Source organism: Marinomonas sp. TI.3.20 (assembly GCF_038155025.1).
Lineage (GTDB): Bacteria > Pseudomonadota > Gammaproteobacteria > Pseudomonadales > Marinomonadaceae > Marinomonas > Marinomonas flavescens.
Genome location: NZ_JBAKAS010000007.1, coordinates 61,776 through 77,315, shown reverse-complemented (window position 1 = coordinate 77,315; position 15,540 = coordinate 61,776). Strand labels below are relative to the sequence as shown.

At 45.6% G+C, this 15,540-nt stretch carries 15 protein-coding genes; 11 read left to right on the top strand and 4 right to left on the bottom strand.

The annotated features are described in order from the left end of the window. Positions 1-20: 20 nt before the first annotated feature. From V6259_RS09185 to aguB, 4 genes are all read right to left on the bottom strand, one after another. A complete protein-coding gene (locus V6259_RS09185; protein WP_341584292.1) occupies positions 21-1,541 on the bottom strand; it encodes an acetyl-CoA hydrolase/transferase family protein in 1,521 nt (506 codons plus the stop codon). Positions 1,542-1,833: 292 nt separating this feature from the next. Further along, positions 1,834-2,805 (bottom strand): GTPase RsgA, encoded by a 972-nt coding sequence (gene rsgA / locus V6259_RS09180; RefSeq protein WP_341584291.1) that lies wholly within the window; start codon positions 2,803-2,805, stop codon positions 1,834-1,836. A 324-nt stretch (positions 2,806-3,129) separates the two neighbouring features. Further along, entirely contained in the window at positions 3,130-4,218 is a 1,089-nt protein-coding gene (gene aguA / locus V6259_RS09175; RefSeq protein WP_341584290.1) for an agmatine deiminase, read from the bottom strand. Positions 4,219-4,227: 9 nt separating this feature from the next. Then, positions 4,228-5,115, bottom strand: coding sequence for an N-carbamoylputrescine amidase (gene aguB / locus V6259_RS09170; RefSeq protein WP_341584289.1), 888 nt, complete (start codon positions 5,113-5,115; stop codon positions 4,228-4,230). 193 nt (positions 5,116-5,308) lie between these two features. On the opposite strand from aguB, the gene V6259_RS09165 reads away from it, so the two are divergent. The 11 genes from V6259_RS09165 (at position 5,309) to V6259_RS09115 (ending at position 15,477) form a co-directional block, all read left to right on the top strand. Next, positions 5,309-6,202, top strand: a complete 894-nt coding sequence (locus V6259_RS09165; RefSeq protein ID WP_341584288.1) for a LysR family transcriptional regulator — start codon at positions 5,309-5,311, stop codon at positions 6,200-6,202. Positions 6,203-6,478: 276 nt separating this feature from the next. Continuing rightward, entirely contained in the window at positions 6,479-6,895 is a 417-nt protein-coding gene (locus tag V6259_RS09160; RefSeq protein WP_341584287.1) for a cupredoxin domain-containing protein, read from the top strand. Between the two features lie 6 nt (positions 6,896-6,901). Then, positions 6,902-7,777: an FTR1 family iron permease gene (locus V6259_RS09155; RefSeq protein WP_341584286.1), complete on the top strand. Its 876-nt coding sequence runs from the start codon at positions 6,902-6,904 to the stop codon at positions 7,775-7,777. A gap of 88 nt (positions 7,778-7,865) precedes the next feature. Then, a complete protein-coding gene (locus V6259_RS09150) occupies positions 7,866-9,188 on the top strand; it encodes an imelysin family protein (protein WP_341584360.1) in 1,323 nt (440 codons plus the stop codon). 180 nt (positions 9,189-9,368) lie between these two features. After that, positions 9,369-10,730, top strand: coding sequence for a di-heme oxidoredictase family protein (locus V6259_RS09145; RefSeq protein ID WP_341584285.1), 1,362 nt, complete (start codon positions 9,369-9,371; stop codon positions 10,728-10,730). Next, entirely contained in the window at positions 10,727-11,713 is a 987-nt protein-coding gene (locus tag V6259_RS09140) for an imelysin family protein (protein ID WP_341584284.1), read from the top strand. The genes V6259_RS09145 and V6259_RS09140 overlap by 4 nt, the downstream gene beginning before the upstream one ends. Continuing rightward, complete coding sequence (locus V6259_RS09135; protein ID WP_341584283.1) at positions 11,703-12,617, top strand: sterol desaturase family protein; 915 nt, start codon at positions 11,703-11,705, stop codon at positions 12,615-12,617. Before V6259_RS09140 ends, V6259_RS09135 begins: the two co-directional genes overlap by 11 nt. After that, positions 12,614-13,762, top strand: a complete 1,149-nt coding sequence (locus tag V6259_RS09130) for a cytochrome-c peroxidase (RefSeq protein ID WP_341584282.1) — start codon at positions 12,614-12,616, stop codon at positions 13,760-13,762. The genes V6259_RS09135 and V6259_RS09130 overlap by 4 nt, the downstream gene beginning before the upstream one ends. Before the next feature lie 68 nt (positions 13,763-13,830). Next, positions 13,831-14,559, top strand: coding sequence for a glutamine amidotransferase-related protein (locus tag V6259_RS09125; protein ID WP_341584281.1), 729 nt, complete (start codon positions 13,831-13,833; stop codon positions 14,557-14,559). 401 nt (positions 14,560-14,960) lie between these two features. Next, positions 14,961-15,137, top strand: coding sequence for a DUF1328 family protein (locus V6259_RS09120; protein WP_133010398.1), 177 nt, complete (start codon positions 14,961-14,963; stop codon positions 15,135-15,137). A gap of 25 nt (positions 15,138-15,162) precedes the next feature. Beyond that, a complete protein-coding gene (locus tag V6259_RS09115; RefSeq protein WP_133010399.1) occupies positions 15,163-15,477 on the top strand; it encodes a hypothetical protein in 315 nt (104 codons plus the stop codon). Positions 15,478-15,540 lie beyond the last annotated feature (63 nt).

The window sequence follows — 15,540 nt, the reverse complement described above, 5'->3', positions numbered from 1 at the left end:
GAATCATAAGTAACTCAGCGTTACGCTGAAAGAGAGCGGATGACAGATTGGTCTTTTTGCATGCTGCCTTGTGTTTCAAGACGAATATGCCAGCTAAACGCTTCTTCTAGTAAATGAGGCGTGTGTCCACCTCGCTGACAAGCCCGTTCAAAGTAATCTAGCATGGCGGCACGATAATCAGGATGTACACAGTATTTGATGATTTGTACGGCCCGTTCCCGTGGTGCTAAACCGCGTAAATCTGCATAGCCTTGTTCAGTCACTAAAATATCCACATCGTGCTCAGTGTGATCAACATGGCTTACCATAGGAACAACACTGGATATCGCGCCATTTTTGGCAATGGATTTGGTGACGAATACAGAAATATTCGCATTACGAGCAAAGTCCCCCGACCCTCCAATACCGTTCATCATTTTAGTACCACATACATGTGTTGAATTTACGTTTCCGTAAATATCAAATTCCAGTGCTGTGTTTATTGAAATGATGCCTAAGCGACGCACTATCTCTGGGTGATTTGAGATTTCTTGGGGGCGTAAAATCAGTTTGTCTCTGTATTTATCCAAGTTATTGAACACTTGGGCGTTACAACGCTCAGAAAGAATGATTGAACAGCCTGATGCAAAATTAAGTTTTCCCGCATCAATCAGATCAAAGGTTGAGTCCTGCAATACCTCAGAGTACATGGTGAGGTCTTTAAAATCAGACTCTAAAAGCCCCATCATTACCGCATTTGCAATATTGCCTATGCCGGCTTGAAGTGGGCCTAAATTAGAAGGTAAGCGTTCTTGCTCTACTTCTTGCTCAAAAAAGTTTACCAAGTGATGTGCAATGGCAGCGGTTTCCTCATCAGGATCGGTGACGGTGGAAAATGAGTCGCTTTGATTGGTAAAAACAATGCCCACAATTTTCGCCGGATCGATGGGTATTGCTGTGCTGCCGATACGATCATCTACTTTGGTTAATGGAATTGGTTGTCTAACGGGTCGGTACGATGGAATATAAATGTCATGCAAGCCTTCAAGTTTAGGGCTGTGCAGCATATTGATTTCAACAATGACTTGTTTAGCAAAAATAGAAAAACTTGCTGAGTTACCTACTGACGTTGTAGGCACTATGTGGCCTTCTTCAGTAATGGCAACAGCTTCAATGACGGCGATGTCTGGCATGGTCAATTGGTGATTGCGCAGTAGCTCAACCGTTTCTGATAAATGCTGATCAATAAACATGACATCGCCATTGTTAATGGCTTTTCGTAGTGTGCTATCTACCTGAAAAGGCATGCGGCGAGCTAAAGCGCCAGACTCAGTAAGCAGTTTATCTAAGTCATTACCTAATGATGCACCAGTCATTAGGTTGATTTTCATAGGATTATTTTTGACTCTTTCTGCCAAGGCTCTGGGCACCGCTTTTGCCTCTCCGGCGCGGGTGAAGCCACTCATACCGACGGTCATGCCATCTTTAATGAATTCACTGGCTTGCTCTGCTGACATTATTTTTTGGTGTAGTCCGGTGTGTCGAATTCGATCTAACTGCATGGTTAACTCTTTTTTAGTTTTGTTATTAGGTTGTAAAACTCACCTACGAGCAATGAAAGCGACGAGGTTAAAACAGGATCAGGCTGTGTTTTTTTATGAAGAATTTTACGATTTGCTTATTCTAAGCTTTTATTCGAGCATCGTAATTTAGACCTAAGTCTCATTTTATAAATCGAGTAAAATGTGCCACGGATAAAGGGTGGAGTAATTTAACACCCATTGAGGCAAAGAAATGTGACAAAAAAGAGGGGTAATGACCTACCTATTTGGCAGGCCATTTTTAATTCAAAGGTTATTCGGCGGCGCTGTGTTTACGAGCGCGAACATCCGATTGGGCACTGCGGTAAAATTTGCCCTGAGGTTTGGATTTAGCTTTGATGCCATCATCTGTTTCTTCAGAGCGCAGTAATAGAAAGTTAGCCACTCGTTGCTCGTCTAGGCGGTCTTGCTTGACTGCTTTGGCGATTGCGCAGCCGGGTTCACCTTGGTGTTGGCAATCACTAAAACGACAATCTTCAGCCAGCGACAAAATGTCGGCAAAACTTTCGATTTTACCCGCGCCGTATTGAGCAACTTGTAATTCTCTTAAGCCAATAGTGTCCAGTAAAATGGCACCTTTTGGAGTCGGCTGTAGCGTATCAGAGGTGCCGATTTTAGGCAGTGAAGTGCCATCGTTCTGCATTAAGGTATTGATCAGAGAGGATTTTCCTGCACCTTGTGCGCCTAACAAGGCAATCGTCTTGCCTTTTTTAAGCCAAGGAGACAAACAGTTCATGCTGTCTGGGTCTAGGGTGTTGACGGTTTCGACAATCAAGATAGGATCTAAACGTTCTACTTGAGCACGTTTTTCTTGTGGGTCTTCACAAGTATCTGCTTTCGTCAGTATTACCACAGCATCAGCTTGTGCTTCATGGGCTAGACCAAGGTAACGTTTGATAAGTGGCAGATTAAAGTTTTCATCCAGAGCACAAACGATAAACACCGTATCGATGTTTGCCGCGATATTATCGAACACAGACGCGCGATCTAAACGACGTATAAATAGATGATCAGCATCGGTAATAACCCAATCACCCACTGTCATTTCAGGCATCTCAGATTCCTCTGATAAGCTAAATAAACCTGATTCGTCAATGAGCTCGTAGGTGTTGTCTTGATGGGAACAAATACGTGCAATGCGGTTAGATTCTAAGTCATCCAATGACAACTGTTGTTGAAAATAAGGCTGCCAGCCTAAATCCAATAAAGTGAACGTGGAGTCCATTGATATTACCCTATGCGTAAAACGCTATTATTAAGTAAGGAGCAAAGCACCCTGACTAGTTTACTGAGCAAGGTTGTCTTAGTTTGCTCTGGTCTAGAAAAGGGTCTAACAAAACACGCGAAATGTCCGAACGATGACATAACGACTTTTGCGAGATTAGCACAGAGAGGGGGAGGGTCAAATCATTATATTGCTTCGTAAAATGCTTTTTTTTATGAATCATTAAAACCACTTCTCAAAGTTCAAAATAGGGATGAAAAATGGTCTTAATAATGAGTGTCTAGTGCCTGTTAACGACGGCTATGAGGGTGCTGGCGTCTCATTCTATTTAGGCACTTGCTGGGTGATGCAATGGATATTGCCGCCACCTAACAAAATCTCTCTGGCCGGCACACCAATTAATCGCTGCTGTGGAAAAGCCGCGGCAAGAATCTGCTGTGCTTGAGGGTCTGTTTTGGTGTCCAGCAATGGGAAAATCACACATTGATTACTGATCAAAAAATTGGCGTAAGACGCCGCCAAACGATCGCCTGCGTGACGCTCCATGGTGTCGGTTTGCTGTATGCCTTGGCTTTCTGTCGCACTCATATAGAGCGGACCAGGTAACGGCAGCTTAATGATCTCAATCGTCCGGCCTTTAGCATCGGTTGTTTCGCTTAATACCTTATAAGCGGCACGGCTAATGGCGTATTGCGGGTCGTTTTTGTCGTCACACCAAGTGAGCGCGACAACCCCAGGGCGGATTACGTGCAAAATATTGTCAATGTGGCCGTTGGTTTCGTCGTTAAATAAGCCGTCTTTTAACCAGATGACTTTTTCAATATTGACGTAATCGGCCAATAAGGCTTCGATGTCTTGTTTGCTCAAATCTGGATTACGACTTGGGTGTAACAAGCACTCTTCTGTGGTGTATAAGGTGCCTTCGCCATCACAATGGATGGAGCCACCTTCTAGAAACAGCGGTGCTTGGTAATAGTCGTCACCCGTAATGGTGGCCATGTTGATAGCCATGGCGTCGTCTAGGTCCCAAGGGGAATACAAACCATCGACGTCACCCCCCCACGCATTGAACTGCCAGCTTACTGCGCGGCGCTCGCCCTTATTGTTGACCACGTATGTGGCACCAATATCACGCATCCAGCAATCGTTATAAGGCCGCTCAAGTACGCGAATGTCTTCATTAAGAGATTGGCGAGCGATGTCATAATGGCTGGCTAATACCACCACAGTGACGGCAGTAGATTGCGCGATAGCGGTGGCGACCGCCACAAAGGCTTGTTGAGCAGGTTTGCCGGATTCACGCCAATTGTCCCCTCGTATTGGCCAAGCAAGCCATACTTGCTCTTGTGGCTCGTGCTCGCCAGGCATACGAAAGCCATCGTGTTTTGGTGTGGTGTCCAGCTTAGTGCTCATGGTCAGTCCTTATGATTTAGCCGGTGTTGTGCCATCTAGCGTTTGGATTGTCTCGTAATGAGTCGGACGACGATCACGATACAAACCCCATGCTTGACGTTGGAATTCCAAATGGTCTAAGTCGAATTCATGCACCAGCACGCCTTCGGTGGTGCGATCCGCTTCGGCCACTTTGGCACCGGTATCGTCGGTAATAAAGGACGAGCCGTAGAAGGTCAAAGATAAATCACGGAACTTCGCCGTCTCAGTACCAATGCGGTTAGAAGCAATCACAGGCGTTTGGTTTGCGGCCGCATGGCCTTGCATCACGCGTTGCCAATGAGGCTGACTGTCTAATTGCGGTTGGCTTGGTTCGCTGCCAATGGCGGTAGGGAAGAAGAGAATCTCTGCGCCTTTGAGTGCCATGCTGCGAGCGGTTTCTGGAAACCATTGGTCCCAACAAATGCCCACGCCGATTTTGGCATAACGTGTTTCCCATACTTTAAAGCCAGTATCGCCAGGGCTAAAGTAGTACTTTTCTAGGTAGCCATCGCTGTCTGGAATGTGCGTTTTGCGGTAGGTGCCCATTAGGCTACCGTCGGCATCGATCATGGCCACTGTGTTGTAACGTACGTTGCCGGCTTTTTCGAACCAGCTAAACGGTAAAACTACTTCAAGTTCTTTAGCCAGTGCCGAAAAACGTTTGAAGGCACTGTTGTTTTCCAAGGTAGTGGCTAAGGCGTGAAAAGACTCGCTGATCTCGATGCAGAAGTAAGGGGTTTCGAACAATTCTTGCAGCAAAATAATTTGCGCGCCTTGTTCTGCGGCTTGTCTTACTAAGCGTTCTGCCGTGTCTAGGTTCTCTTCAATGTTCCAAGAACACGCCATTTGGGTGGCGGCAACCGTTACTTTTCTCATAGCATCTGTCTCTTTAGTCGATGATGTTAGTGGCTGACATCTAGTCGATGATGTGTGGTTAATTATCTATAGTCGATACGCCAGTAGGGCATGCTTTTGTGACGATAGTATAACAATACGCTAGTTGTACGCTGAATTGGGTTATGATGGAAATGTGATATTTTGTTTTCTATATGAGAGATTTCGATAACCTATGGATATAGACATTAGTCAGCTGCGTTTACTCGTGGTATTAGAGCGTGAGCGTAGCTTATCGCGAGCAGCCAAAGCCTTGCATTTGAGTCAGTCTGCAGCGAGTCATGTGTTGGCAAAGTTGCGTACGCGTTTTGATGACCCACTGTTTATTAAGACCAAAATGGGCATGGAACCCACTCCGACGGCGTTGGCGCTGATCCCAGATGTGCGCAAAGGGCTGAGTGCACTGGATTTGGCGTTTAATAAAGTGAAGCCTTTTAACCCGCGCACGGAAGCTAAAACCTTTTACATTGGCGCGGTCGATTATTTTGAGTTTTATGCTTTGCCGCAATTAGCCAGTCGTTTACAAGACGAAGCGCCTAATATTCGAATCGCCATTGATATATTGCCGGAAAATCTGCGCATGGATCGAGTAGAAGAAGGGCGCTTAGATCTGTTTTTAGGGGTAGACGACTTGCAGTCTGTGCCACGTTATTACCATCGCCAGCATTGGTTGACAGACCAATACGTGGGCATTGTGCGTGAAGGGCACCGCTTATCTGACCAGCTTAGCTTGCACGCTTTTTTGGCCACGCCACACATTCATTTGCCGTTGGTGAATTCGGGGGCAGACCCAATTGATCAATGGTTGTTGGATCAGCATCAATCAAGACAGATTTCGATGATAGTGCAGAGTTATGCCATTGGTGGCATGGTCACCGCAAAATCAGACAATATCATGTGTGTACCAGCGAACATTGCCAAAGAATTGACGACTATGTTGCCAGTGAAAACAGTGCAACTGCCAGAAGGCGTGCCGGAATTGTCTTTGAGTATTTTTTCCCATCAACTTTACGATAGCCAAGAAAGCATCCAGTGGTTGATCAAGAAGATCCAACAATGCGCGCCATGATGGCGCTGGCTTCACTCAAGATAATGTAAAACGCTCGCTGGTTTCTCCAAGAGAATCGTGCTTTCTTCCTTTATAAATTTTTCTAACGCAATGCTGACAAAAACAATGATTATGAGAAGCGTTCTTGTTATCATGTGTGAAGATCGAAACCGCAATTCTATTATTGCGTCAAATCGTACTTGGTTTAATTAGGGATTTGCAGTTCTTATATTTAATGATGAGGCGGGTTTTTTATCTACTCCCCCTTACTTAACCTACTATGGCTGGATGATATCAATGAAGTTGATCGGTGTTTTTTTTCTTTCCCTGTTTTGTGTTCTGACAACAATGAAAGTCTGGGCAGCAGAAAGTGGCTCTCAAAATAGTACGCAAAAAGACGAGCATGGTTTCAGCCAACAGATACAGGATCCTCGTTATACCAAACTACCGACTTACCTGATTGAAATGAAAGATGGTGTGTTAATCCCTTCAGAACTTGTTGTTCCTGCTAAAACAAAATTTCGTCTCGTGGTAAAAAATGAAGGCAGTAAGCCTGCGGAATTTGAAAGCAACCAACTGCGCCAAGAGAAAGTGTTGTTTATGGGGGCTAATACCAGCTTGGTCATTACGCCATTAGACGTAGGCACTTACGATTACTACGATGACTTTGCTCCAACAGCGCGCGGTAAAATCACCGTTAAGGCGCAGGAGTAATCCACCATGGGACAAATTATTTTTGTTGTTTGTCGTGAAAGTGTCGAAGCCCTTTTGGTCATTGGTATTCTTTACGCCTGGATGAATGGTCGACCTAACGCTAAACAAGGGAAACTTTGGTTGTTAGCTGGGATATTGGGTGGTTTTGCTCTTGCTGGATTGCTAACACTGACCTTGATTGGTGTGACCGATATTTTAGGCGGTGCCGGTCGCGATTGGTTCGAAATCGGGATGCTAACATTTGCCAGTGCATTGATTGTACAGATGGTCATGTGGATGCGAGCCCACGGTCGCACAATGAAAAAAGACCTAGAAGAAGGCTTAGAAGACAGCACTCAATCCTCCAATTGGTGGGGCGTGTTTTTCCTAGCGATGATCGCTGTGGGTCGAGAAGGCTCTGAAACCGTAATGTTCCTTTATGGATCATTGTTACAGCTTGATTCATTTGGCTCCTACGTGGACTTCTTTGTCGCCGCGGCCATTGGTCTGGCATTGGCAATGGTGTTGTTTTTCTTGCTGCAAATTGGCGGCAAATACATTTCTTGGAAATGGTTCTTTCGAGTTACAGAAACCATGTTGTTGTTTTTGGGCTCGGCATTGTTTTTAACCGCGGCAGGAAAATTGCTCGGTGGTCCATTGGCCGCGACAGACTTGCCTGCTTGGATGTACAGCACAGTGTGGGACGTGTCCGGTGTATTGAGTGACAGCTCTGTTTTTGGCGGTTTGCTGGCGTCTCTTTTTGGTTATCGATCACAGCCCATTGGTTGGGATCTGGTCATGCTGGGTACTTACTGGGTGTTGGTGTTATTGATGCTTAAATGGCAACTGAATGGACGAATTCAACACGCACAAAGATTGAATGCTGCAGTAGAAGCGCACTAAGCAATGAATGATCGGGATTGCCTTAATTCGTTAGGGTAATCCCATGAGAGATTAAAAAAAAACACATTAGGAGTAAATAAAAGTGAGAATGATTCTAAATACCCTTATCGTAGGTGCTACGCTTAGTTTTTCTTTACCAAGTATGGCGACTGTTTCTCAGAGCGCACAGCGTGCCACCTTGAATACCTACGCGACTATTGCGACGGCGAATTACCAAGATACCGTTGAGGGTGCAAAAGCGCTTAAAGTAGCCATTGATGCCTTTGCTAAAAAACCAACAGCGGTTACGCTTCAAGCGGCAAAAGACGCTTGGTTGGCTTCTCGTGAGAGCTACGGCACGACTGAAATTTTCCGTCTGTCTAATGGTCCTATCGATGCTGAAGATGGCTGGGTAGCTGAAGCTTACGGCGGTTTGGAAGGACAAATCAACGCGTGGCCGTTGGATGAAAACCTAATCGATTACACGGAAGATGCCAACTACAAACGCACCAGTGGCAATATTATTGATACAAAAGGTGTCTTTACTCCAGGCGGCGAAGACGCAGAGCCAGTTAATGTGGCCAAAATCACCCCTGAAGTGCTCACTGAATTAAACGAAAATGGTGGCGATGCCAACGTTGCGAGTGGTTACCACGCGATTGAATTTTTGTTGTGGGGACAAGACCAAGATTACAACAATATGATCGAAGATAAGATCACTCACGGTGCCATGACTGCCGGTCAGCGTCCATTGTCTGATTTCACCACAGATAAATTGAAGCAGCGTCGTCTAGACTACCTAAGAGCAGCTACAGACAAGTTGGTTTACGACCTAGCGAAAGTGTCTAGTGCGTGGAATACCAAAGTGATTGGCAATAGCGGCCTTTACCGTGCCGCTTTACTGGATCAATTATCTGGCGCTAATCAAGACAAAAACCTTTCAACAGCGACATCACTAAAACAAATTTTCTCAGCAATGGGCGTGTTCTCAAAATCCGAATTGGCGAACGAACGTATCGCTGTTGCGGTATTAACGCCAAGTGAAGAAGACGAGCATTCTTGTTTCTCTGATAACACTCACCGTGATATTGCTTTGAACTACCAAGGCATTAAAAACGTCTTGCTAGGCGAGTACAAAGGCAAAAAAGTAGGTCCTGCTTTCTTTGATAACCTACCAAGCGAAGAGCAAGCTAAGATCAAGGCATTGATGACAGACATCGAAATGCGCATTGCTAAAATCAATACATTGGCAACGACGACCATGCATTTTGATTACCAGATTCACCCAGAAAACGAAGCCAGCGTACAAAACATTGTTACCTTGAAAAACGAACTTCGTCGCTTAGGTGATCAAATGGTAAATGTTGCTAAAACTTATGGCATTTCTTTGACGACGAACGATGTAACAGACGCTGAAGAAACTCAGATCTAAGTCGCCATTAAGATCGTATTTTAAGCGCTAAATAAGTAATGAACTAACAGGAGCGCGTTGCCTTAATAAAATTCGTTAGGGCGGCGTGTCTCATTGTTTAATCTGTGCAAGTGAAGTAAATAGTGATCTATGAAAAGTAACGGTCGATGCGTCGCGAAAAGGATTTTTCGAGGCGCTTTTGTGTTTCTGATATGGCCTAGTTTGGTTCACAGCGCCGCGCTTGACGTGTCAGGTACGGTTCATAGTGAGTTGTTTACCAATTCAAAAGGTAATAAGCCTTTTTCGCAGCCGCGTAAAATGACGGACGCTGAATACGATCAGTTTATTCTTGGTCGCTCTTTTTTCTCTATTCCTTGGGTCGAAGCTCCCAGTGCGACGACAGCACGTGATGGCTTGGGTCCTCATTTTAATGCTAATACTTGTACCAGTTGCCATGTGGACAGCGGGGGCGCACCGACCCTAAGCAAAGACGGTCAGCCGTTGCGCTCTCTGGTCTTTAAGCTGACTCAACCGAGTAAACACGGGTTACGTTGGCAATTAAATAATATAGATGCCCCTGCCCATGACAGTGTTCCAGATCCTGTCTACGGGGTGCAAGTTGCCATTAATGGCAATGGTAAGGTAATGCCAGAAGCGCGCACTAGGCTGCACATCGAGTCGGTGCCTTTTACCTATCCAGATGGGCAAGCGCTCACGTTATCTAGATTTGACCCTTACTTGGATCAACTGGCCTATGGCCCGTTAGCCGATGAAACAGTGATTTCTTTGCGTCAGCCACCTGCCTTAGTTGGTTTAGGATTGCTTGAAGCGGTGCCTGAGAGTGAGATTTTGGCTTGGGCGGACCCGGATGACCGCAATGGCGATGGCATCAGTGGACGGCCAAATTGGCTAAATCCACCAAAACAAACACAAAAAGTGCTGGGGCGCTTTAATTGGAAGGCGTCGGAAGCTAGTATTGCCAACCAATCTGCCAATGCGGCGGCCCATGACCTTGGTTTGACGAACCCTGCGTACCCTCAAGAGTTGTGTCAGCCCGCGCAGTTAGATTGTCTCGCGGCGCCTCGTGGGCGGCAATCACCCCATGGTCTTTTGGATCTTCCTGAGTTTCGCTTGCAAGCCATTGCATCGTACATTCGTGGCCATAAAGTGCCGCAGCCGGTCGCTTTGGATGCGCAAGCGCTGGAAGGACAAAAGGTGTTTCATGAGGCTGGTTGCGGTGGCTGTCACCGGTCAACATTAACCACGGCAAAAGGGCAGATGTTCCACCCTTATAGTGATCTGCTGCTGCATGATATGGGCGCTGCGCTAAAAGATGGGCGGCCAGAGTTTTTGGCCAGCGAACGGGAGTATCGTACGGCACCGTTGTGGGGAATAGGAGGACGCGTTCGCGCCGGCGAGCGTTTTTTGCATGATGCACGGGCGGCCACACCGGAAGAGGCCATTCTCTGGCATGGTGGGGAAGCACAAACCGCCAAATCGACATTTATTGAACTGGCTCGCGCTCAACGTGCGGCCTTGCTACATTTTCTGGAGCAACTATGAAAGCTTTTACTGGTCTGTCACTCATGCTAGTGCTGAGTGCGCCTGCGTTAAGTCAGGCGGCTGAACAAGACCCTTATGCGGTTATTTATGACACGGTTATTCAGGCAAACGCAAACCATGCAGTGACCTATTGTGGAGAGCTAAAACAAACCTTAGACAGCCCATCGCTTGACCAGCGTCATCAGGCTTTTACGCAACTGGCAGAAGGGTGGGGGCGTGTACAGGCGAGCTATATTCTGGGCGCTTACGACATGGCTGCGATGGATTACCCCTTGATGGTCGATTATTTCCATATGGGCAAAGAAGACATTCATGAAAGCCTTGGGCGTATCATGAAGAGTGATCTGGCGCCGTCTAAAGCCCTGTATAAAAACTCTTATAAAACCTTGGGTGCATTGGACGATGTGATGTTCAGCGGACCTTGGACAGAGCGTCGTAAAGCAATGGCGGAGGTCATTAGCTCGAACGTATGCAAACGATTGACTCAAGTGCGAGATGGCTACCAAACGCATCGTGCCGATTTTCTAGAAGACCATGATAAAGCCTTGTCTTTATTGGTGAACGCAGAAATCGAGAATATTTATAAAACCCGCGATTGGCGTATTGCGCAAATCAGTGGTTTGACTAAGGATACGCTGGGTAAACCAAAACCAGAGAATCAGCAGTACCCTTATAGTAAAGCGTCTTGGGTCTTTATTGGGGCGATTTTAGAGACCAATAAACAGCTTCTCGCGGACGACCAGCAACCCAATGTGGCGACCATAGTCTATGCGAAACACGGTGAAGAAGGCTTGGCAGCGGTGCAAGAAGCGCTGAATGCTTCTTTGTTGGCGTATCAAGGAGCACCAGCGGAACACAACTACAACACCGGCGACATGATCCCTTTGTTCCAAGGTTTGTTGGATTTGCAAAAAGCCTTTTACCGCCAATTGGTTGGCAGTATTGGTGTGACGGCCACACTGATCGATGCAGATGGCGATTAGTTCACCGTTAGACGCTTTTTTACACGGCAGTGAACGGGTATTTTGGGGCTATTTATTAGTCAGCGCCGTCATTGCTTTGGTGTGGTACCTGAGACAGGGCAAGTCCTTGTCTTTGGCGCACCTGAAGCGTTATTGGTGGAGTGCCGATGCGACACTGGATTATCGCTTTTTCTTGATTAACTGGTTGATCAAGACACTGCTTATTTTACCGGTTTTATTGTCGGGGCAGACTGTCGCGTTATGGACGATAAGCGCCTTTAATGCGGTGGCTGAACCATTGTTTTTGCCTTGGTACTATCGCGATATTGTGCTGCTTTATACACTGAGTCTGTTTGTGCTCGAAGATTTGAGCCGCTACGCCTTGCATCGCTGGATGCACAGCAACCCTTGGTTATGGAAGATTCATCAGGTTCATCATAGTGCTGAATCGCTTAATCCGTTGACCTTTTATCGCTTGCATCCGCTGGAAAATATCCTCTTTGCACTGCGCCATGCGGTGGTCGCAGGAGCGGTGACAGGGGTGTTTATTTTTTGCTTTGGTGCGCGGGTAAACCTGTATACCGTACTGGGCGGCAACTTGTTTATTGTGAGTTTGTTTGCCTTCACAGGAAACCTGCGCCATAGCCATATTCGTTTAAGCTATGGACGTTGGTTAGAGCGCGTACTAATTTCGCCAGCGCAGCATCAGGTACATCATCAAAGACGCCATATGCGCCACAACTTTGGCAGTGCCTTGGCTATCTGGGATGGATTGTTTGGCACGCTTAAGACGTCTAAAGGCATCCCCGATGATGGCAGCTTTGGTTTAGGTGACGGTGAGAGGCAATATTTTGACAGTGTTGGAAAACTCTTAGTGCAGCCATTTTTTAGAATTTATTCACGTATTCGACGGACATTAAAATGATCAAGATTTTTGCTTTTCTTTTTTCCGTATCACTGATTAGTAGCCAGGTCGAGGCAGCAGAAGGCCTCTCTGAAGCACAATTAGGGCAGGTGCTGTTTTTTGATCCTGTCTTCTCTGTGAACGGCACCATGTCATGTGCGACCTGTCATGTACCTGAGCAAGGTTTTATGGATCATCGTCTTAATCGTGGCTCGGGTTTTGTCTCGTTGGGGGATGATGGGCATGCTCTGGGATCCCGCAATACGCCGATGGCGGCTTACGCGAGCACCTCACCCGACTTTCATTTTGATGAAGCACTAAAAGAGTTCGTTGGAGGACAGTTTTGGGATGGCCGTGCCACTACCTTGGCTGATCAGGCGCTTGGGCCACCATTGAATCCTGTCGAGATGGGTTTGTCTAATGAGCAACAGGTTGTTGAAAAGATTCAAAAAACCCCACTTTATCAAGCCACCTTTACGCGTCTTTATGGGGCGGATGTGTTTGCCAATAAACCGTTAAAAGAGGGCGCTGTAGCGCCAGCGTATGCGGCTTTTGGTAAGGCGCTTCAAGCCTTTGAAAGCACGGCTGCGTTTAGCAGTTACGACAGCAAATACGACCGTTTCTTGAAAGGGGAGTATCAGTTAACGGTATTGGAAGACTTAGGGCGAACGCTCTTTTTCTCTAACAATAACGTCAATTGCAACAGCTGCCATCGCTTAAAAGCAGAAGACAGCGAGAAAGAGCCTTTCACCAATCATCAATATCGCAATATTGGCGTGCCTGCTAACACGAATTTGTTGGCGTTAGGGCATTTGAAAGTGGATTTCATCGATCACGGTTTATTGGAAAACCCTGCGGTAACTGATCCAAAATACGACGGAAAATTTAAGAACCCATCGTTGCGGAATGTGGCCGTAACCGCCCCTTATATGCACAACGGCGTATTCAAAAATTTACGCACCGTGGTGGAATTCTACGATCATTATAATAATCCAAAGCGTTCGATTAATCCGGAAACCGGTAAGCCATGGCGCGCCCCAGAAGTGCCCGCTACGGTCGATAAAGAAGATTTAAAAGCACATGCGTTAACTGAGCGTAAAATCGATGCCTTGGTCGCCTTCATGAAAACGCTAACGGATAAGCGTTACGAACCGTTGCTTAAATAGCCATAATGAATAATATAGAAAAATAAGCTGTCTCTAAACAGGGGGCGGTATTTTTTAAGGGAAGTTTCATGAAAATAGGTATTCTTGCGACGGGCACAACATCGGATTTACTGTTGCCGACTTATGGTTCTTACAGCGATATGTTTGTTGCTTTATTAAAAGAACAAGACTCGGCATTTGATTGTGAGGTGTTTGATGTACGCGAAAATATCTTTCCAAGTTCTAGCGATCAGTGTGATGCGTGGTTGATCACGGGGTCACCGTCGAATGTGGATGAGTCACTGCCTTGGATGCTAAAGCTGAATGATTTTATTCGTGACGCTGATGCGAAGAAGCAGCCCCTGATTGGCATTTGTTTTGGGCACCAAATCATTGCGGATGCATTGGGTGGTGAAGTGGCTCGTTTTGATGGGGGTTGGGGTGTTGGCATTCATCGTTATCAACACATTGGGGAGGACAGTGCTGTACCTGCTAATGTAGCCTCTTTTGCTATTTGTGCTATGCATCAATATCAGGTGACGGTAAAGCCAGAGAGAGCTCGGGTGTTTGCCCAATCTGATTTTTGTGAAAATGCTGGGCTTCTTTATGATAACCATATTTTAACCCTGCAGGGTCATCCAGAGTTTAGTAAAGCTTATGAAGTGGCTCTAATTGAATCTCATAAATCCAATCCGGTTCCAGCCGATATTTCGGAGCAAGGTTTAGCAAGTGTAGACAAAGAGACTCTGGATTCGTCCGATGTTATGAAATGGATTACTGATTTCATCACGGCAGCGCACCAAGTACGAACCGCTTAATCTGCGGGTAAATAGTTTTGTCATTAAAGCCCTTTTATATGAAGGGCTTTTTATTGTCTTGTATTTAGTACCTTGTACTTTTAGCACCTTGTCTTTTAGTACCTTCAAGTTGTCACCGCTGTTATTTCCCTTCTGCTTGGTGTTTTGATTGCTTGGTTAGATGGTTTACAAGGAAACGATCACATTATTTGCGTCTTTACATATCCCAGACGGAAATGATTACTTGATTGGATTGTAAGTTTTTCTTATTTGGCTTTGAAAAAAAGTTATAAAAAATACTATAAATTATAAAAAATCTATATTAATCAATGTATTAAGTTTTTATTTTAGAGTTGGCACAGCCTTCGCAATATAGATAGGGAACACAATGTAAACGAGAAAAATAACGTAGGGAGAATATTATGCTGTTCTGGACAGTCATGTTTTTAATCATCGCATTAATAGCGGGTGTACTGGGTTTTACTGGTGTTGCAGGCGCAGCGGCAGGGATCGCTAAAATTATTTTTTTCATTTTCATTGTTTTACTGCTTATTTCTTTGGTCTCAAATGCCATTCGTGGCAAATCACCGAGAAAGTAATCTAAACTAAACGGAGGTTATTTTAATGAATATTAAACGTGTACTACTACAAAGTGCTTTAGTCATGGTTGTTGCGGGTTCTTTAGCAGCATGTAGCGATGATTCGACGGACAGTACTGGTAAGAAAGTAGATGATGCTATGTCTAAAACTGGTACGAAAGTTGAGCAAACAATGGATAAAGCGGGCGATGCAATGGATGACGCTGGCGATAAGATTTCCAATAAAGCATCCGATGCAAGTGATGCAATGTCAGACACGGCAACTGATGCTGGAAATGCCATTGAAGATGCATGTGAGAAAGCAAAAGAAGGTGTTAACGCAGACGACACTGATTGCTAGTCGTTTGATAGATCCATCCTGCTCAGAAAGATTGAGCAGGATGGATGATGTTTTGGTTAGGTA

Bases quoted from the DNA above. Each gene is read 5' to 3' on its own strand.
- V6259_RS09185 (WP_341584292.1), bottom strand. From the start codon at position 1,541: ATGCAGTTAGATCGAATTCGACACACCGGACTACACCAAAAAATAATG.
- rsgA (WP_341584291.1), bottom strand. From the start codon at position 2,805: ATGGACTCCACGTTCACTTTATTGGATTTAGGCTGGCAGCCTTATTTT.
- aguA (WP_341584290.1), bottom strand. From the start codon at position 4,218: ATGAGCACTAAGCTGGACACCACACCAAAACACGATGGCTTTCGTATG.
- aguB (WP_341584289.1), bottom strand. From the start codon at position 5,115: ATGAGAAAAGTAACGGTTGCCGCCACCCAAATGGCGTGTTCTTGGAAC.
- V6259_RS09165 (WP_341584288.1), top strand. From the start codon at position 5,309: ATGGATATAGACATTAGTCAGCTGCGTTTACTCGTGGTATTAGAGCGT.
- V6259_RS09160 (WP_341584287.1), top strand. From the start codon at position 6,479: ATGAAGTTGATCGGTGTTTTTTTTCTTTCCCTGTTTTGTGTTCTGACA.
- V6259_RS09155 (WP_341584286.1), top strand. From the start codon at position 6,902: ATGGGACAAATTATTTTTGTTGTTTGTCGTGAAAGTGTCGAAGCCCTT.
- V6259_RS09150 (WP_341584360.1), top strand. From the start codon at position 7,866: ATGATTCTAAATACCCTTATCGTAGGTGCTACGCTTAGTTTTTCTTTA.
- V6259_RS09140 (WP_341584284.1), top strand. From the start codon at position 10,727: ATGAAAGCTTTTACTGGTCTGTCACTCATGCTAGTGCTGAGTGCGCCT.
- V6259_RS09135 (WP_341584283.1), top strand. From the start codon at position 11,703: ATGGCGATTAGTTCACCGTTAGACGCTTTTTTACACGGCAGTGAACGG.
- V6259_RS09130 (WP_341584282.1), top strand. From the start codon at position 12,614: ATGATCAAGATTTTTGCTTTTCTTTTTTCCGTATCACTGATTAGTAGC.
- V6259_RS09125 (WP_341584281.1), top strand. From the start codon at position 13,831: ATGAAAATAGGTATTCTTGCGACGGGCACAACATCGGATTTACTGTTG.
- V6259_RS09120 (WP_133010398.1), top strand. From the start codon at position 14,961: ATGCTGTTCTGGACAGTCATGTTTTTAATCATCGCATTAATAGCGGGT.
- V6259_RS09115 (WP_133010399.1), top strand. From the start codon at position 15,163: ATGAATATTAAACGTGTACTACTACAAAGTGCTTTAGTCATGGTTGTT.